Below are 17068 nucleotides of genomic sequence, written 5' to 3'. Positions count from 1 at the left end.
GGTCGGCTTGCTGGTGGTCGGTCTGACGCTCTGGTTTCTTCCCCTGACCCGGGCCCGGGGTCCGGCGGCGGGGCCCCCGGTCGTGGGAGATAGGGTCACGTCGTGGCCCTGAAGAACATCCCCGATCCCGGCTTCTCCGACGACGACGGCTCCGCCCACCCCGAACTCGCCGCCGCCCTCGCCGCCTGGGCGGAGGACCGGGGCGCCGAGCCCCGCGTGCTGGCCGCGCTGGGCAAGGCCCGGCTGCTGGTGCCCGTGGTCGCCGTGCTCGGAGAGGTCGAGACCGGCCCGGACGGGCTGAAGCGCGAGAAGACCAGCGACATGGCCGTGCCGACGCTGCAGGCGCCGGACGGGCGCCGGGCGCTGCCCGCCTTCACCTCCGTCGAGACGCTCGCCCGGTGGCGGGCGGACGCGCGCCCCGTGGCCGTGCCGCTGCACCAGGCGCTCCAGGCCGCCGCGCACGAGAAGGCGGACACGATCGTCCTCGACCTGGCCGGACCCGTCACCTATCCGCTGACCGGCCCCGCGCTGCTCGCACTCGCCGAGGGCCGCGCGAGCGCCGACCCGCTGGCCGACCCGGCCGTCACGGGCGCGCTGCGGGAGATCCTGGCCGCCGAGGCCGGCGTGCACCGGGCCCACCTCGTACCGGCGAAGGACGCCGACGGCACGCTCGCCCTCACGGTCGCGCCGGGCGCGGCCCCCGCCGAGGTGCTGCGGCGCGTCGCGGAGGCCCTGGCCGGCGCGGAGGTGCTGCGGGCCCGGCTCGTGCGGGGCCTCGACCTGGCCCTGCTCCCGGCCGGCGTCCCGGCTCCGGGGGATCCGCTCTTCAGCCGCTGAGACCGGCGCCGGGATCGGCGCCGGGACCGCGCGATCTCCGACAGGCGGGCTTGCGTGGATCGTCCGACAATGCGAAGGACAGGTCCACAAGATCCTGGAGGTCGCCATGGACGCCGTGAAGCTCGACGCCCTGAAGCTGGACCCTCTGAGGACGCGCACCATCGCGGCCGAGTTCATCGGGACGCTGCTGCTGGTCTTCTTCGCCGTCGGCTCCGCCGTCCTGGCGGCGGACTACATCGGCGTCCTCGGCATCGCGCTGGCGTTCGGCTTCACCCTGCTGGCCCTCATCTACGGCCTCGGGCCGGTCTCGGGCAGCCACGTCAACCCGGCCATCACGTTCGGGATGCTGGTCGAGGGCCGGATCACACTCCGCACGGCCATCGAGTACTGGGTCGCCCAGCTGCTCGGCGGCATCGTCGGCGCCGCCCTGCTGTTCCTGCTGGCCAAGCAGGTGCCGGGGCTCAAGACCAGCGGCGCCTTCGGCAGCAACGGCTTCGGCGACCGCTCGGCGGTGCACATCGACACCGGGGGCGCGTTCCTCGCCGAGGTGCTGATGACCTTCGTGCTGGTCTTCGTCGTGCTCGCGGTGACCCACAAGGTCGCCATGGTCGGCTTCGACGGACTGGCGATCGGCCTGGTCCTCGCGGTGGTCCACCTGGTCGGCATCCCGCTGACCGGCTGCTCCGTGAACCCCGCCCGCAGCCTCGGCCCGGCCGTCTTCGCGGGCGGCGCAGCGCTCTCGCAGCTGTGGCTGTTCATCGTGGCCCCGCTGGTCGGCGCGGCGCTCGCGGCGCTCGCCCACCAGGTCACCCACCCGCCGCAGGCGCCGGTCCTGGTGGCGGACGAGCGGACGGCCCCCCGCTTCCAGGCGGCGCCCGGACACCTGACGGGCGAGGAGCGCCTCCACGGCACGGGCGGCGGCGGAGCGAGAGGCGAGGGCGGAGCCGGCGGCACCCGGGGCAAGCCCCGCCGGCCCTAGGGGCGGGAGCCTCAGCCGAAGACCGGGCCCGTGTACTTCTCGCCGGGGCCCTGGCCGGGCTCGTCCGGCACCACGGACGCCTCGCGGAAGGCGAGCTGGAGCGACTTCAGACCGTCGCGCAGCGGACCGGCGTGGAAGTTGCTGATCTCCGTCACGCTCGCGGTGACCAGCCCGGCGAGGGCGTTGATCAGCTTGCGGGCCTCGTCGAGGTCCTTGTGGGCCTCGCCCTCCTCGGCCAGCCCCAGGTTGACCGCGGCGGCGCTCATCAGGTGCACCGCGACCGTCGTGATCACCTCGACCGCGGGCACCTCCGCGATGTCGCGGGTGAGGGTGTCGAAGTCGGGCGTCTCGGGAGACGGGGTGGACTCGGGGGTGGCGTCGCTCATCGCTGCTCTTCCATCGTGGGACTGTGCGGGCACCAGCCTATGGCCTGTCCGGCGGAGGGTCGCAGGGGCTGCGGCCCGGTGCGAGAACCCCGGTCCGCCGCGTCGTGGTCGCTCGCCGGCGGGCCCCCGCGTGCACGAGTGGGGACCGGGCCGGGGCACTGGTATGCTGAAGAGCGACCGGCCGGACACCTGCGTGCCCGGCCCACAAGTGGAGGCTCCGAACTCCCACCTCGCCGGCTCAAGGCCGGCAGGTCTCCGGTCAGGCGGTGGCCATCGTTCCGTACGGACGATGGAGCCGCCCGATGCGCGCCCCGCGGGATATTCCGTGGCGGTGTTCCGGTTCATGGAGCCCCGCCTGTGTCCCTGCCGGGGCGTTTTCCATTGCGCCGTCGCGGTGAGGTCTCACGAGAAGAATTTGCGCGGTGGTCGACAAGGACCGTCGCGTGGGTGCTACCGAGGAGGATCCATCAGCGCCGAGCCCCGCATCAACGACCGGATTCGCGTTCCCGAGGTGCGACTTGTCGGTCCCAGTGGCGAGCAGGTCGGCATTGTGCCGCTTGCCAAGGCCCTGGAGCTTGCGCAGGAGTACGACCTCGACCTGGTCGAGGTGGCGGCGAACGCACGCCCGCCGGTCTGCAAGCTCATGGACTACGGGAAGTTCAAGTACGAGTCGGCCATGAAGGCCCGTGAGGCGCGCAAGAACCAGGCGCACACGGTCATCAAGGAGATGAAGCTCCGGCCGAAGATCGACCCGCACGACTACGACACCAAGAAGGGTCACGTCGTCCGGTTCCTCAAGCAGGGCGACAAGGTCAAGATCACGATCATGTTCCGTGGTCGCGAGCAGTCCCGGCCCGAGCTGGGCTACCGACTGCTGCAGCGGCTCGCGGAGGACGTCCAGGACCTGGGCTTCGTCGAGTCGAACCCCAAGCAGGACGGCCGGAACATGATCATGGTCCTCGGTCCGCACAAGAAGAAGACCGAGGCGATGGCCGAAGCCCGCGAGGCCCAGGCCGCTCGCAAGGCGGAGCGCCAGGGTGGATCCACTCAGGGCAACGCCGAGGAGCCCGCAGAGGCGTGATCCGGGGGCGTGAGCCCTGGATCCATCCCGGGGCCGCCGCCCCGGGCAGCAACCGAAACAGCTGACGCTCCCACGCGCCCGTCACCGGGCGGGGGCGCCACCGACGAGGAGATACGGCGCGATGCCGAAGAACAAGACGCACAGCGGTGCCAGCAAGCGCTTCAAGATCACGGGCTCCGGCAAGGTGCTGCGTGAGCGCGCCGGCAAGCGCCACCTGCTCGAGCACAAGTCGTCCAAGCTGACGCGTCGCCTCACCGGCAACGCCGAGATGGCCCCGGGCGACGCCGCGAAGATCAAGAAGCTTCTCGGCAAGTGACGCCTGGCACCCCGCTCGCCCGGGGTGCGCGTCGGACCGGGACCCAATCGAATCCGGGTCGTGTGATTGCCCTCCACGGCCCCGCTACAAGGAGTTAATCAAGTGGCACGCGTCAAGCGCGCAGTCAACGCCCACAAGAAGCGCCGGGCGATCCTCGAGGCCGCCAGCGGTTACCGCGGCCAGCGCTCCCGCCTGTACCGCAAGGCCAAGGAGCAGGTCACCCACTCGCTGGTCTACAACTACAACGACCGCAAGAAGCGCAAGGGTGACTTCCGTCAGCTGTGGATCCAGCGCATCAACGCCGCTGCCCGCCAGAACGGCATGACCTACAACCGCCTCATCCAGGGTCTGAAGGCCGCCAACATCGAGGTGGACCGCAAGATCCTGGCCGAGCTCGCGGTCAACGACGCCAACGCGTTCGCCGCCCTCGTCGAGGTGGCCCAGAAGGCGCTGCCGGCCGACGTCAACGCGCCGAAGGCCGCCGCCTGATCCCGGCGTCGTAAGGCACCGACCGGACCCGCAGGCCCCTTCCGGCCTGCGGGTCCGTCGCGTTGTTCCCCTCCCTGGCCATTACGCACGAAGTGAGTCCCCTGTTCATGGGCGCCCCCGAGCTGACCTCCCTGCGATCGCCCCGCGTCGTCGCGGCCCGCCGTCTGTCCAAGCGCAGCTTCCGCGCCAAGGAGCGCCGCTTCCTGGCGGAGGGGCCGCAGTCCGTCCGCGAGGCCGTCGAGCACCTGATCGAGGTGTATGTGACGCCGGACGCCGCCGAGCGCCACGCCGACATCGTGACCGCCGCCCGCGCCGCGGGCGTCCCCGTGCTCATCGCCACGGACGAGGTCATCGCCGCGATGTCCGAGACCGTCACCCCGCAGGGCATCGTCGGCCTGTGCCGGTTCCTGGACACGCCCTTCGAGGACGTCCTCGCCGCCCGCCCCCGCCTGGTCGCCGTCCTCGCGCACGTCCGCGACCCCGGGAACGCCGGCACCGTGCTGCGCTGCGCGGACGCCGCCGGCGCCGACGCGGTCGTGCTGACCGACGCCTCCGTCGACCTGTACAACCCCAAGTCCGTCCGCGCCTCCGTGGGCTCGCTCTTCCACCTGCCGGTTGCCGTCGGCGTGCCCGTCGAGCAGGCCGTGCGCGGACTGCGCGGGGCCGGGGTGCGCGTCCTGGCCGCCGACGGCGCGGGCGACCGCGACCTCGACGCCGAGCTCGACCGGGGCGCCATGGGCGAGCCGACCGCCTGGGTCTTCGGGAACGAGGCGTGGGGCCTGCCCGAGGAGACCCGCGCGCTGGCCGACGCCGTGGTGCGCGTCCCGATCCACGGGAAGGCCGAGAGCCTCAACCTGGCCACCGCCGCCGCCGTCTGCCTCTACGCCTCCGCGCGTGCGCAGCGCGCGTCCGGAGGGTGCCGCTCCGTGACATCCAGCTAGTAGGGTGGCGCTCCGGGGGTTCGGCAGGGGGTGTCGCACATGAACGTCAGGAGTACGGCCGAGGCATGCCCGCCTGCCGTCGAGGGGCTCGTCCCGCACGCCGACGAGCTGCCGGACGGCCTGGTCGTGGCCGACGCCACCGGCCGTGTGACCTGCTTCAACGCCGCGGCCGCCCGGATCACGGCGGTCCGGGCCGAGCAGGCGCTCGGCAGGCCGCTGGAGAGCGTCCTGCCGCTGGAGGACCTCGACGGCCGCCGCTGGTGGCAGCTGACCGACCCCTACGGCGGGCTGGCCACCCGCGCCGGCCAGCCCGAGCGGAACCTGCTGCTCCCCGGCGGCCGCCAGGTGCTCGTCACCGCCCGGTACGTCCGGGAGCGGCCCACCGGGCCCGTGGTGCGGCTCGTGGTCCAGCTGCGCGGCACCGAGGCGCGCCGCCGCACCGAGCGCAGTCACGCCGAGCTGATCGCCACCGTCGCGCATGAGCTGCGCTCGCCGCTGACCTCGGTCAAGGGCTTCACCGCGACCCTGCTCGCGAAGTGGGAGCGGTTCACCGACGACCAGAAGCGGCTGATGCTGGAGACCGTCGACGCCGACGCCGACCGCGTCACCCGGCTGATCGCCGAGCTGCTCGACATCTCCCGCATCGACTCCGGCCGGCTGGAGGTGCGCCGCCAGCCCGTGGACATGGCCGCCGCCGTGCGCCGGCACGTCCAGGCGTACACCACGGGCGGGCTGGGGGAGGACCGCTTCCGCGTGGAGGTGACCGGGCCGCTGCCCGCGCTCTGGGCCGATCCGGACAAGATCGACCAGGTGCTGGGCAACCTGCTGGAAAACGCGGTGCGCCACGGTGAGGGAACGGTCACCATAGAGGTGTCTGCAGCCCGGCTGAAGGCCCGCACGGAGGGGACCGCGGTCACCGTCAGCGATGAGGGCCCCGGCATCCCGGAGGAATCCATGACCCGCGTCTTCACCCGCTTCTGGCGGGGCAGCAAGCGCGGCGGCACCGGCCTCGGGCTGTACATCGTCAAGGGCATCATCGACGCCCACGGCGGGACGATCACGGTCGGAAGGGGTCCGCGCGGCGGCGCCCAGTTCCGATTTACCCTGCCCGTGGGCGCCCCGGCCTTCCTGGAGCGGGGCTGAGCGGCAACCCACGGGCCCATCGGGCGCCCCACGCCCTTTAGACTCGACCTTTGGCACCTTTGGCACACACCTACTGCCAACGTCGTCGGGCGAGACCGCGCAGCGAAGCGAAGCCAGCTAATTGGAAGCACGGGAAGAGATGTCGGCACCCAATAAGTCGTACGACCCTGTCGAGGTCGAGGCACTGAAACCGGAAGAGATCGAGCGCATGCGGGACGAGGCGCTCGCCGCCTTCGCCGCCGCCGGTGACCTCGACGCGCTCCACGAGGCGAAGGTCGCCCACACCGGCCCGAGCTCCCCGCTCTCGCTGGCCAACCGCGAGATCGGTGCCCTGCCGCCGCAGGCCAAGGCCGAGGCCGGCAAGCGCGTGGGCATGGCCCGCGGCGCCGTGAACAAGGCCCTGGCCGGCCGCCAGGCCGAGCTGGAGGCCGAGCGCGACGCCCGGGTGCTCGTCGAGGAGGCGGTGGACGTCACGCTGCCCCACGACCGCGTTCCGGCCGGCGCCCGGCACCCGCTCACCACGCTCTGCGAGCGCATCGAGGACATCTTCGTCGCCATGGGCTACGAGGTGGCCGAGGGCCCCGAGGTCGAGACCGAGTGGTTCAACTTCGACGCCCTCAACATCGGCCCGGACCACCCGGCCCGCGCCACCCAGGACACTCTCTTCGTCCAGGGCCGGGAGAAGAAGGGCGCGGACTCCGGTCTCGTGCTGCGCACCCACACCTCCCCGGTGCAGGTGCGCAGCATGCTCCACCGCGAGCCGCCCGTCTACGTCGTCTGCCCGGGCCGCGTCTACCGGCACGACGAGCTGGACGCCACCCACACCCCGGTCTTCACCCAGGTCGAGCTCCTCGCCATCGACGAGGGCCTGACCATGGCCGACCTCAAGGGCACCATCGAGCACATGGTGCGCGCCCTGTTCGGCGAGGGCCTGACGACCCGGCTCCGCCCGAACTACTTCCCGTTCACCGAGCCGTCGGCCGAGCTGGACATGCAGTGCTACGTCTGCCGCGGCGAGTCGGCGGGCAACCCCGACCGCCCCTGCCGCACCTGCTCCAGCGAGGGCTGGATCGAGCTGGGCGGCTGCGGCATGGTCAACCCGCGCGTGCTGGTCGCCGCGGGCATCGACCCGGAGAAGTACAGCGGCTTCGCCTTCGGTTTCGGCATCGAGCGACTGCTGATGTTCCGCCACAACGTCGAGGACATGCGAGACATGGTCGAAGGTGACGTGCGCTTCACCCGGCCGTTCGGGATGGAGATCTGATGCGCGCCCCGCTTTCCTGGCTGCGGGAATACGTCGACCTGCCGGCCGGCGAGACCGGCCGTGACGTGCAGGCCAAGCTGATCGCCGCCGGTCTGGAGGTCGAGCGCGTCGAGCGGCTCGGCTCCGACCTGACCGGCCCGCTGGTGGTCGGCGAGGTCCTCACCATCGAGGAGCTGGAGGGCTTCCGCAAGCCCATCCGCTTCTGCACCGTCGACGTCGGCTCCGCCAACGGCACCGGCGAACCGCAGGAGATCGTCTGCGGCGCCCGCAACTTCACCGTCGGCGACAAGGTCGTCGTGGCGCTCCCGGGCGCCGTGCTGCCCGGCGACTTCGCGATCGCCGAGCGCAAGACCTACGGCAAGGTCTCGCGCGGCATGATCTGCTCCGGCGACGAGCTGGGCATGGGCGACGACGGCACGCACGGCATCATCGTGCTGCCGCCGGAGCACGAGGCCGGCACCGACGCCATCGCGCTGCTGGAGATCGTCGACGAGGTCCTCGACATCGCCGTCACCGCCGACCGCGGCTACTGCCTGTCGATGCGCGGCATCGCCCGCGAGGCCGCCACCGCCTACGGCCTGCCGCTGCGCGACCCGGCCCTGCTGGACGTGCCCGCGCCCAACGCCGACGGCTACCCGGTCAAGGTCGCCGACCCGGCCGGCTGCGACCGCTTCACCGCCCGCACCGTCGCCGGCGTCGACCCCGAGGCCCGCTCCCCGATCTGGCTCCAGCGCCGCCTGCAGAAGGCCGGCATGCGCCCGGTCTCGCTCACCGTGGACATCACCAACTACGTGATGCTCGAGCTCGGCCAGCCGCTGCACGCCTACGACCGCTCCCGCGTCGCCGGCCCGATCGGGGTCCGCCGCGCCGAGGCCGGCGAGAAGCTCGTCACCCTCGACGGCACCACGCGCGTCCTGGACGCCGAGGACCTGGTCATCACCGACGACAACGGCCCCATCGGCCTCGCCGGTGTGATGGGCGGTGCCGACACGGAGATCGCCGACCACGGCACCGACCGGGTCAGCACCGAGGTCGTCGTCGAGGCCGCGCACTTCGACCCGGTCGCGATCGCCCGCACCGCCCGCCGCCACAAGCTGTCCTCCGAGGCCTCCAAGCGCTTCGAGCGCGGCGTCGACCCGCAGGCCACCTCCGCGGCGGCCCAGCGCGCCGTGGACCTGCTGGTGCTGCTCGCCGGCGGCACCGCCGAGCCCGGCGTCACCGAGTTCGCCACGCCCGGCGCCCCGCGCACCATCGCCCTGCGCGCCGACCACCCGGACCGCCTGGCCGGTGTCGAGTACGGCCGGGAGACCGTCGTCCGCCGCCTCCAGCAGGTCGGCTGCGACGTCTACGGGCAGGACGAGCTGATCGTCACCGTGCCCAGCTGGCGCCCCGACCTCACCGACCCCAACGACCTCGCCGAGGAGGTCATCCGGCTGGAGGGCTACGAGAACCTGCCCTCCACCCTGCCGCAGCCGCCCGCCGGCCGCGGGCTGACCGAGCGGCAGCGCCTGCACCGCCGGGTCGGCCGGGCACTGGCCGGCGCGGGCTACGTCGAGGTGCTCAACTACCCGTTCGTCTCGGACGAGGCCCTGGACCACCTGGGCCTGGAGGCCGACGACCCGCGCCGTTCCACGGTGCGGATGGTCAACCCGCTCTCCGACACCGAGCCGGCCCTGCGCACCACGCTGCTGCCCGGCCTGTTCGCCGCCCTGCGCCGCAACGTCGGCCGTGGCGAGCACGACCTGGCCCTCTTCGAGACCGGCCTGGTCTTCCGGCCCACCGGTGACGAGGTCGCCCCGGTGCGGCTGCCGGTCGACCGCCGTCCCACCGACGAGGAGATCGCCGGCCTGAACGCCGCGCTGCCGCAGCAGCCGCGCCGCGCCGGTGTCGTCCTGGCCGGGGCCCGCGAGCGGGACGGCTGGTGGGGCAAGGGCCGCCAGGCCACCTGGGCCGACGCCATCGAGGCCGGCCGCACGGTGGCCCAGCAGGCCGGTGTCGAGCTGATCGTCCGCCAGGACCAGCAGGCGCCCTTCCACCCCGGCCGCTGCGCCGCGCTGCTGGCCGTCGTGGACGGCCAGGAGGTGCTCGTGGGCAACGCCGGTGAGCTGCACCCGCGCGTCACCAAGGCCTTCGGGCTGCCGGAGCGCACCTGCGCCATGGAGATCGAGCTGGACCGCCTGGAGCAGGCCGGCACCGGCCCGGTGCAGGCCCCGGGCGTCTCCGCCTTCCCGGTGGCCACCCAGGACGTCGCGCTGGTCGTCGACTCCTCGGTCGCCGCGGCGGACGTCGAGGCCGCGCTGCGGTCCGGCGCCGGCGAACTCCTGGAGTCGCTGCGCCTGTTCGACGTCTTCACCGGCGAGCAGCTCGGCGAGGGCAAGAAGTCGCTGGCCTACGCGCTGCGCTTCCGTGCCTCGGACCGCACCCTGACCGCCGACGAGGCGTCCGCCGCCCGCGAGGCGGCGGTCAGCGCCGCCGTCGAGCGCACGGGCGCGGTGCTGCGCGGCGCGTAACCGCCGCACCGTTCACGCACAGAAAGGGGCGTCCCGGTACTCCGGGGCGCCCCTTCCGCATCTCCTCGCCTCAAAGGTCACTCAATAGAGTGGAATTGCCCCGTCAGGTCGTTACTTCCGCGCGGCCCCTCCGCGAGAATCGACGCGTCTTGCTGCTAGGGGGGCCGACGGCATGATCCGTACCGGGGCGCTTCGCTGCTGGCGAGGTTTGGTGTTCGCACTGCCCGGGCTGTGGGTGCTCGGAGTCGTCCTCTGGGAGCTCCTCAGTCCTCTCGGGACCCAGTTCGTCCAACTCCTCGCCGCCGCGCCCGCCATCGCCTGCGCCGGGAGCGGCCGCCGCCAGTGCGTCGTGCTCGGCGGCGCCTGCGCGCTCTTCGCGCTCGTGCCCATGGGCCCCGGCGCGGGCGGCGCCGCCTCGCGCACGGGCACCTGCTGCGCCATCCTCGCCGTCGTCGTCACCGGCTACCTCACCACCGGCCGGGGGCACCGGCTGGCCCGCGAGCTGGAGCGCACCAAGGAGATCGCGGCCACCGCCCAGCGTGCCCTGCTGCGCCCGCTGCCCTCCCGCGTCGACGGCATCGCCCTGGCCGGCGGGCACCTGTCCGCCAGCGAGGGCGCCCTGGTCGGGGGCGATCTGTACGAGGTGCTCGCCACCCCGCACGGCGTGCGCGCCGTCATGGGGGACGTGCGCGGCCACGGCCTGCCCGCGCTCGGCACCGTCGCCGCCCTGCTGGGCAGCTTCCGCGAGGCCGCCCACGACGAGCCCGAACTCCCCGGCGTCCTGTGCCGGCTGGAGCGGGCCCTCCACCGTCATCTCGCCGACCGCGGCCCCGTGAGCCACTCGCCCCCGCCCGACTCCCGGCTCGACGCCGAGGAGTTCGCCACCGTGCTGCTGCTGGAGATCCGCGCCGACGGCGAGGTCGTGGCCCTCAACTGCGGCCACCCCTGGCCGCACCGGCTGCCCGCCGCCGTCGGCGCCGAGCGCCCGGCGCTCGCGCTGGCCCCCGGTGACCCCATGCCGCCGCTGGGCATGTTCCCGCTGCCCGCCGAGCCGCCCCTGCTCCGGCTGACCCGGCTGCTGCCCGGTGACGCCCTCGTGCTGCACACCGACGGCGCCGAGGACGCCCGGGACGCGGCGGGCCGGTTCTTCCCGCTGACCCGCGCCCTCGGCCAGGCCGCGCACGGCACGGCGGCCGCCCCCGAGGCCGTCGTCGCGCACGTCAGGGCCGCCCTGCTGCGGCACACCGGCGGTGTCCTCGGCGACGATCTCGCCCTGCTCGTCCTGCGCAACGACCGCGTCCCCCTGCCCGAGCGGGAACAGCACGCGCTGGCCCGTTCCTGCCCGCACGGCTGACGTGCGCGGGCGGTGGCCCGTTCACACCCCGTGCGAAGGGATCTCCACTAGCCTGATTCCACCGAGCGCACCGGAGGGCAGGATGGAGCCCAACACACTCCTCGACGCCGTCCTCGACGAGGCGGGGATCTCCCACGCCGCACTGGCCGCCCACATCAACGCGGCGGGCCGGGCCCGGGGGCTGGCACTGCGGTACGAACACACCGCCGTGGCCCGCTGGCTGAAGGGCCAGCGTCCCCGGGGCCAGGTACCGGATCTGATCTGCGAGGTTCTCGGCGAACGGCTGCACCGCGCGCTGACCCTCGACGACATCGGCCTCGGCACCCCCGGCACCCCCCGGACCTCCGGCACCCCGCTGAACGGCTTCGTCGAGCGCGCCACCGCCCTGTGGCGCTCGGACGAACAGCAGCGCGAACACGTCGTCCGGGCCCCTGCCGTCACCGGTACCCCCGCCGTCATCCCGGTCTGGGAGTGGGAGAATCCGCCCGAGGACGCCGACGTCTCGCGGCGCGGGCTGACCCGGGTCTCCATGGACGACATCGAGATGCTGCGCGCGGCCCGCGCGCACTACGAGCAGATGTACCGCAAGGCCGGCGGCGTCGCGACCCGGGCCCGGGTCGTCGGCTTCCTCAACGCCGAGGCGGCGCCGCTGCTGCGCGGCAGCTACTCCGACGCCATGGGACGCCAGCTGCACCGGGCGACCGGCGGGCTCGTCGCCGTCGCCGGGATCTGCGCCTACGACTCCGACGCGCACGGACTCGCCCAGCGCTACTTCCACCAGGCGCTGCGGCTCGCCAAGGCCAGCGGGGACCGCGGTCTGGGCGCCTATGTGATCGCACTCCTCGTCAATCAGTCGCTCTTCATGGGGGAGTACCGGCAGGCGGTCGCCTTCGCCGAGTCGGCGCTCCGCGCCGCGGGGGCGAACATCACCCCGGCACTCGCCGCCGATCTCTACGCCATGCAGGCCAAGGCCTACGCACGGCTCGGTGACGGTGCCGGGGCGCTCGGCTGCATCCGGCGCGCCGAGGCCGCCGCCGAGCGCATCCACCGTGGCCAGGAACCCGCCGAGACCGGCTATGTCCAGCCCGGTCTGGTGAACGTACAGGTGGCGGAGGCGCTGCTCAGCCTCGGCGACCTCGGACCCGCCCGTGAGCACGCGGACCGGGCCGTCGACACGCCCGCGCACGACCGGGGCCGTGTCCACCGGCTCGCCATGCTCACGCACATCGAGCTGCGTCAGGGAGACGCGGACAAGGCGGTGGCCACCGCACGGGAGATGACCGAGCAGGCGAGAGGCATGGAATCGCAGCGTCTACGGGACCGGCTCCGGGCGGTGCGCGAGCACCTGATCGAAAGCGGGTGCGCGGCCACGGCCGAGGCCGCGGAGATGATCGACGGGGCGCTGCGTGTGCCCTTGTGAGAGGTGTGACTCCGTTGTGAGGACAGCGCCCGGTAGGTGGCCACCTCGGCGGAAGGTGGCAGACACGTGCGTTGGAAGAATCTCAGGGAGCTGACCGTCTACGAGAACCGGTGGTTCCGGGTCAATCTCGCGGATGTCGAACTCCCCGACGGCCGTCACCTCGATCACTTCCTCATCCGGCTGCGGCCCGTCGCCGTGGCGACGGTGGTCAACGCGGCCAATGAGGTCCTGCTGTTGTGGCGGCACCGCTTCATCACCGACAACTGGGGCTGGGAACTGGCGGCCGGCGTCGTCGAGGACGGCGAGGAGGTCGCCGACGCCGCGGCCCGTGAGATGGAGGAGGAGACCGGGTGGCGGCCGGGGCCGCTGAGGCATCTGATGTCCGTCGAGCCGTCCAACGGTCTCACCGACGCCCGGCACCACATCTACTGGACCGACGAGGCCGAGTACATCGGCGACCCGGAGGACGGCTTCGAGTCGGACCGCCGCGAGTGGGTGCCGCTCAAGCTCGTCCCCGACATGATCGCCCGCGGAGAGGTGCCGGCCGCGAACATGGCCGCCGCCCTGCTGCTCCTGCACCACATCCGCCTCGGCTGACCGGCTCCCCGCGCCCCGTAAGGGGCGCGGGGCTGCCTCACTGTGCGACTCCGCCGCGTGGGCGCCACAAGCCACGCCGGGCCCGCAGACGAAGCGACCTCACCGCCCAGCCGCTTGCCACACAGCAAGCGCCAGCGCAGCGACCCCGGTGAGCGCCGCCAGCGACGGCAGCGGCCATTTGCCGTGCTCCAGGGCCCGTACCCGCTCGGCCACCTCGGAGAGATCCCGCTCTGCCTGCTCACTGCGCTGCGCGAGCAGCGCGAGGTGGCCGTCGATGCGGACGACGCCGACATCGAGGCTGCGCCGAAGCTCCGCGAGCTCGGCCGCCTTCGCGGCGTGCTCGGGATGGATGGTCACGTTCCGTACCCCTTCCGGAAGAGTGCTGCGCTTGCCGATGAGTCGAGTCAATCGCGTGGCCAGGCGGAAGGGGAGCGTGTGCGGAGGGTGAGTGCGGGTCAGCGGCGCACACCCCGTGTGAAGGGGGCGCGCCGCCGTCACGCTCAGTAGGTGTAGAAGCCGGAGCCGGTCTTGCGGCCCAGGCGGCCCGCGTCGACCATGCGCTGGAGCAGCGGGGGAGCGGCGTACAGCGGCTCCTTGTACTCCTCGTACATCGAGTACGCGACCGAGGCCACCGTGTCGAGGCCGATGAGGTCGGAGAGCTTGAGCGGGCCCATGGGGTGGGCGCAGCCCAGCTCCATGCCGTTGTCGATGTCCTCACGGCTGGCGATGCCGGACTCGAACATCCGGATCGCCGAGAGCAGATACGGGATGAGCAGGGCGTTGACGACGAAACCGGAGCGGTCCTGGGCCCGGATCGCGTGCTTGCCCAGGACGTTCGAGACGAGCGCGTCGGCGCGCTTGATGGTCTCCTCGCTGGTGGTCAGCGCCGGGATCAGCTCCACGAGCTTCTGCACCGGGGCCGGGTTGAAGAAGTGGATGCCGATGACCCGGTCCGGGCGGGAGGTCGCCACGGCCAGCTTCACCAGCGGGATGGAGGAGGTGTTGGAGGCCAGGATCGCGTCCGGGCGGGTCACCACCTGGTCCAGGACCTGGAAGATCTCGGTCTTGACCTGCTCGTTCTCGACCACCGCCTCGATGACGAGATCACGGTCGGCGAACTCGCCGAGGTCCGTGGTGAAGCTCAGCCGCGCCAGGGCCGCGTCCCGCTCCTCCTCGGAGATCTTGCCGCGTTCGGCGGCCTTCTCCAGGGAGTTGACCAGCCGGGTGCGGCCGAGTTCCAGGGCCTCGCCGGTGGTCTCGGCGACCTTGACCTCCAGGCCCGACCGGGCACACACCTCCGCGATGCCCGCGCCCATCTGGCCGCAGCCGACCACACCGACGCGTGTCACGTCTGCCACAGTGTCCGTCACATCGTGCCTTTCGCTGATCTTCGTCGACGGGCGGGTTGCCGAAGGTCGTCGGCGCCGCCTTGGGAAAAGACGTTACTCCGCCACGTACGGTGCCGAAGGGGCCGGGGCGGGCATGCTTGAGCGCACAGGGCGTACAACCCGGAAAGGGGACGCGCATATGGGACGTTTGAGCCGAAGAGGGTTCACCGTGGCCGCCGCCGGAGCGATGACGGCCATGCTGGCGTCCGGCGAGAGCGGGGCGCTGGAGAGCGCGCCGTCGACCGGCGGCACCGACCGGAAGCGTGAGTTCCGGGGGATGTGGGCCGCCACCGTCGCCAATGTCGACTGGCCCTCCCGCCCCGGTCTGACCCCCGAGCGGCAACGGGCCGAGCTGCTCGCGCTGTTCGACGCGGCCGTCGCCCGCCGTCTCAACGCCGTCCTGCTGCAACTGCGTCCCACGGCGGACGCCTTCTGGCCCTCCCGCTACGAGCCGTGGTCGGAGTATCTGACCGGCGTCCAGGGCCGGTCACCCGGCTGGGACCCGGTGGCCTTCGCGGTCCGCGAGGCCCACCGCCGCCGCCTGGAGCTGCACGGCTGGTTCAACCCGTACCGGGTCGCCAACCACACCGACCCGGGCCGGCTGGTGCCCACCCATCCCGCACGTGTCCACCCCGACTGGGTGCTGCCCTACGGCGGCAAGCTCTACTACAACCCGGGCCTGCCCGAGGTTCGCCGCTTCGTCCAGGACGCCATGCTGGACGCCGTCTGGCGCTACGACCTCGACGGCGTCCACTTCGACGACTACTTCTACCCCTATCCGGTCGCCGGCGAGACCTTCGACGACACCGCCGCCTACGAGCGCTGGGGCGGCGGCTTCCCCGACCGCGCCGCCTGGCGGCGCGACAACATCGACCGGCTGGTGCGGGAGACGCGCGAGCGCGTCCGGCGGCGCAAGCGGCACGTGCGGTTCGGCATCAGCCCGTTCGCCGTCTGGCGCAACAAGAGCACCGACCCGCGCGGCTCGGACACCCGGGCCGGGGTGCAGACCTACGACGACCTGTACGCCGACACCCGCCGCTGGGCCCGGGAGGGCTGGATCGACTACATCGTGCCGCAGGTGTACTGGCACATCGGTCATCCGGCGGCCGACTACGCCGTGCTGGTGCCGTGGTGGGCCGAGACCGTGCGCGGCACCGGGACCCGCCTCTACATCGGCGAGGCGCTCTACCGCGCCGGCGACCCCGCCCAGCCCGCGCCGTGGCAGGACCCGGCCGAGCTCTCGCGCCACCTCACCCTCGACCGGGAGCATCCGGAAGTCCAGGGCAACGTCTACTTCTCGGCCAAGCACGTGGCCGCCGACCCCATCGGGGCCATGACGCGCGTGGTCAGGGACCACTACCCCCACCGCGCGCGCCCGCCGCGTTAGGGCCGGCGGCATGCGTCCGGCCGGCCGCGTCCAGCGACGTCAGAGCCGGTCGCTCGCCTTGCGGTGGTCCACCACGGAATCGGGGCCGGGGGACATGATCGTCTCGTGTCCGTCCTCGGCGCGGACGCGGTACGGCGGCGAACCCTGCGGGCCGAGCACCTCCACGATCTCCACGACGTGGTCGTGCTGACCGACCACCCTGCCGTGCACCACCAAACGGTCGCCCTTGCTCGCATGCATCGACGGTGATCCTTCCGATCGAGGTACGAACATCCACTGGGATCGCCTCCCAGTCTAGGGTTGGCCCGCCGGATATGTCCCGCTCAGGCGCGCGATTCAGGAGCGCGACCGCTGGGTCACCGCGATGCAGACCAGCACGGCCACGGCGGCCAGCGGCGCGGCCGGCGTCAGCCTTTCGCCGAGCAGCAGCACGGACCACACCAGGGTGAGCAGCGGTTGCGCCAACTGGAACTGGCTGGCCCGGGGGACACCGATCGCGGCCATGCCGCGGTACCAGACCATCATGCCGACGACCTGCGTGCCCACCGCCAGCCACGCCAGGCCCGCGATCGCGTGCCCGGTCAGGTGCACCGGCTCGACGGACAGCGCGACGGCCGTCCCGGCCGCGGAGAGCGGCAGGCACAGCACCAGCGACCACGCGTTGACCTGCCAGCCCGGCATCTCGCGCGACAGCCGGCCGCCCTCCGCGTAACCCGCCGCGCACACCAGCAGCGCGACGAACAGATACAGGTCCCCGGTGGTCGGCGCGCCGCCGCTCTGCTGCACGGCGAAGACGATCACCACGACGGCCCCGGCCACCGCCGCCGCCCAGAAGGTCCGCGAGTGCCGGGTGCCCGTGCGGACGGCCGAGTACGCGGCCGTCGTGATCGTCCTGATGTCGGCCTCGCAGTTCTTCACCCAGCGCCAGCTGATGACGAAGAACGTCGACCTCACGGTGAAGACGCCGTTCATGCAG

Annotated in this window: 18 protein-coding genes; 13 read left to right on the top strand and 5 right to left on the bottom strand. The window is 72.7% G+C overall.

Going from position 1 to position 17068, the window contains the following annotated elements; all coding sequences use genetic code 11:
* Positions 1–102 precede the first annotated feature (102 nt).
* The gene (locus tag AB0K09_RS16390; RefSeq protein ID WP_366066043.1) at positions 103–837 is read left to right on the top strand and encodes an SseB family protein; all 735 of its coding nucleotides are present in this window, start codon (positions 103–105) and stop codon (positions 835–837) included.
* 106 nt (positions 838–943) lie between these two features.
* Positions 944–1816, top strand: a complete 873-nt coding sequence (locus AB0K09_RS16385; RefSeq protein WP_366066042.1) for an MIP family channel protein — start codon at positions 944–946, stop codon at positions 1814–1816.
* A gap of 11 nt (positions 1817–1827) precedes the next feature.
* Here AB0K09_RS16385 and AB0K09_RS16380 read toward each other — a convergent pair whose 3' ends face one another.
* On the bottom strand, positions 1828–2202 hold the full coding sequence (locus tag AB0K09_RS16380; RefSeq protein ID WP_366066041.1) for a DUF1844 domain-containing protein: 375 nt from the start codon (positions 2200–2202) through the stop codon (positions 1828–1830).
* A 415-nt stretch (positions 2203–2617) separates the two neighbouring features.
* Between AB0K09_RS16380 and infC the strand changes: the two genes are divergently transcribed.
* From infC to AB0K09_RS16330, 10 genes are all read left to right on the top strand, one after another.
* A complete protein-coding gene (gene infC / locus AB0K09_RS16375; protein WP_366066040.1) occupies positions 2618–3283 on the top strand; it encodes a translation initiation factor IF-3 in 666 nt (221 codons plus the stop codon).
* Positions 3284–3404: 121 nt separating this feature from the next.
* On the top strand, positions 3405–3599 hold the full coding sequence (gene rpmI / locus AB0K09_RS16370) for a 50S ribosomal protein L35 (protein WP_171085849.1): 195 nt from the start codon (positions 3405–3407) through the stop codon (positions 3597–3599).
* A 102-nt stretch (positions 3600–3701) separates the two neighbouring features.
* Positions 3702–4088: a 50S ribosomal protein L20 gene (gene rplT / locus AB0K09_RS16365; RefSeq protein ID WP_125652405.1), complete on the top strand. Its 387-nt coding sequence runs from the start codon at positions 3702–3704 to the stop codon at positions 4086–4088.
* A gap of 107 nt (positions 4089–4195) precedes the next feature.
* Positions 4196–5029 carry an RNA methyltransferase gene (locus tag AB0K09_RS16360; RefSeq protein WP_366066044.1) on the top strand — a complete coding sequence of 278 codons (834 nt, stop codon included), beginning with the start codon at positions 4196–4198 and terminating at the stop codon, positions 5027–5029.
* Positions 5030–5068: 39 nt separating this feature from the next.
* Complete coding sequence (locus AB0K09_RS16355; protein WP_366066039.1) at positions 5069–6172, top strand: ATP-binding protein; 1104 nt, start codon at positions 5069–5071, stop codon at positions 6170–6172.
* A gap of 139 nt (positions 6173–6311) precedes the next feature.
* Positions 6312–7436 (top strand): phenylalanine--tRNA ligase subunit alpha, encoded by a 1125-nt coding sequence (gene pheS, locus AB0K09_RS16350; RefSeq protein WP_366066038.1) that lies wholly within the window; start codon positions 6312–6314, stop codon positions 7434–7436.
* Positions 7436–9946: a phenylalanine--tRNA ligase subunit beta gene (gene pheT, locus AB0K09_RS16345; RefSeq protein ID WP_366066037.1), complete on the top strand. Its 2511-nt coding sequence runs from the start codon at positions 7436–7438 to the stop codon at positions 9944–9946. The genes pheS and pheT overlap by 1 nt, the downstream gene beginning before the upstream one ends.
* 172 nt (positions 9947–10118) lie before the next feature.
* Positions 10119–11300, top strand: coding sequence for a PP2C family protein-serine/threonine phosphatase (locus tag AB0K09_RS16340; protein ID WP_366066036.1), 1182 nt, complete (start codon positions 10119–10121; stop codon positions 11298–11300).
* 82 nt (positions 11301–11382) lie between these two features.
* Positions 11383–12720 carry a transcriptional regulator gene (locus tag AB0K09_RS16335; RefSeq protein WP_366066035.1) on the top strand — a complete coding sequence of 446 codons (1338 nt, stop codon included), beginning with the start codon at positions 11383–11385 and terminating at the stop codon, positions 12718–12720.
* Positions 12721–12786: 66 nt separating this feature from the next.
* Positions 12787–13317 (top strand): NUDIX hydrolase, encoded by a 531-nt coding sequence (locus tag AB0K09_RS16330; RefSeq protein ID WP_366066034.1) that lies wholly within the window; start codon positions 12787–12789, stop codon positions 13315–13317.
* A 99-nt stretch (positions 13318–13416) separates the two neighbouring features.
* On the opposite strand, the gene AB0K09_RS16325 is transcribed toward AB0K09_RS16330, so the two are convergent.
* Positions 13417–13674 carry a hypothetical protein gene (locus AB0K09_RS16325; protein WP_366066033.1) on the bottom strand — a complete coding sequence of 86 codons (258 nt, stop codon included), beginning with the start codon at positions 13672–13674 and terminating at the stop codon, positions 13417–13419.
* A gap of 143 nt (positions 13675–13817) precedes the next feature.
* Complete coding sequence (locus AB0K09_RS16320) at positions 13818–14687, bottom strand: 3-hydroxybutyryl-CoA dehydrogenase (RefSeq protein WP_366066032.1); 870 nt, start codon at positions 14685–14687, stop codon at positions 13818–13820.
* A 157-nt stretch (positions 14688–14844) separates the two neighbouring features.
* On the opposite strand from AB0K09_RS16320, the gene AB0K09_RS16315 reads away from it, so the two are divergent.
* Entirely contained in the window at positions 14845–16092 is a 1248-nt protein-coding gene (locus tag AB0K09_RS16315; protein ID WP_366066031.1) for a family 10 glycosylhydrolase, read from the top strand.
* Between the two features lie 39 nt (positions 16093–16131).
* Here AB0K09_RS16315 and AB0K09_RS16310 read toward each other — a convergent pair whose 3' ends face one another.
* The gene (locus AB0K09_RS16310) at positions 16132–16332 is read right to left on the bottom strand and encodes a DUF1918 domain-containing protein (RefSeq protein WP_366066030.1); all 201 of its coding nucleotides are present in this window, start codon (positions 16330–16332) and stop codon (positions 16132–16134) included.
* Between the two features lie 96 nt (positions 16333–16428).
* The coding region (locus AB0K09_RS16305) for a DMT family transporter (RefSeq protein ID WP_366066029.1) at positions 16429–17068 on the bottom strand (640 nt) is incomplete at its 5' end.

This window comes from Streptomyces sp. NPDC049577 (assembly GCF_040675635.1).
GTDB lineage: Bacteria > Actinomycetota > Actinomycetes > Streptomycetales > Streptomycetaceae > Streptomyces.
The sequence above is the reverse complement of the archived record's forward strand: the minus strand, read 5'-3'. Positions and strand labels throughout refer to the sequence as shown.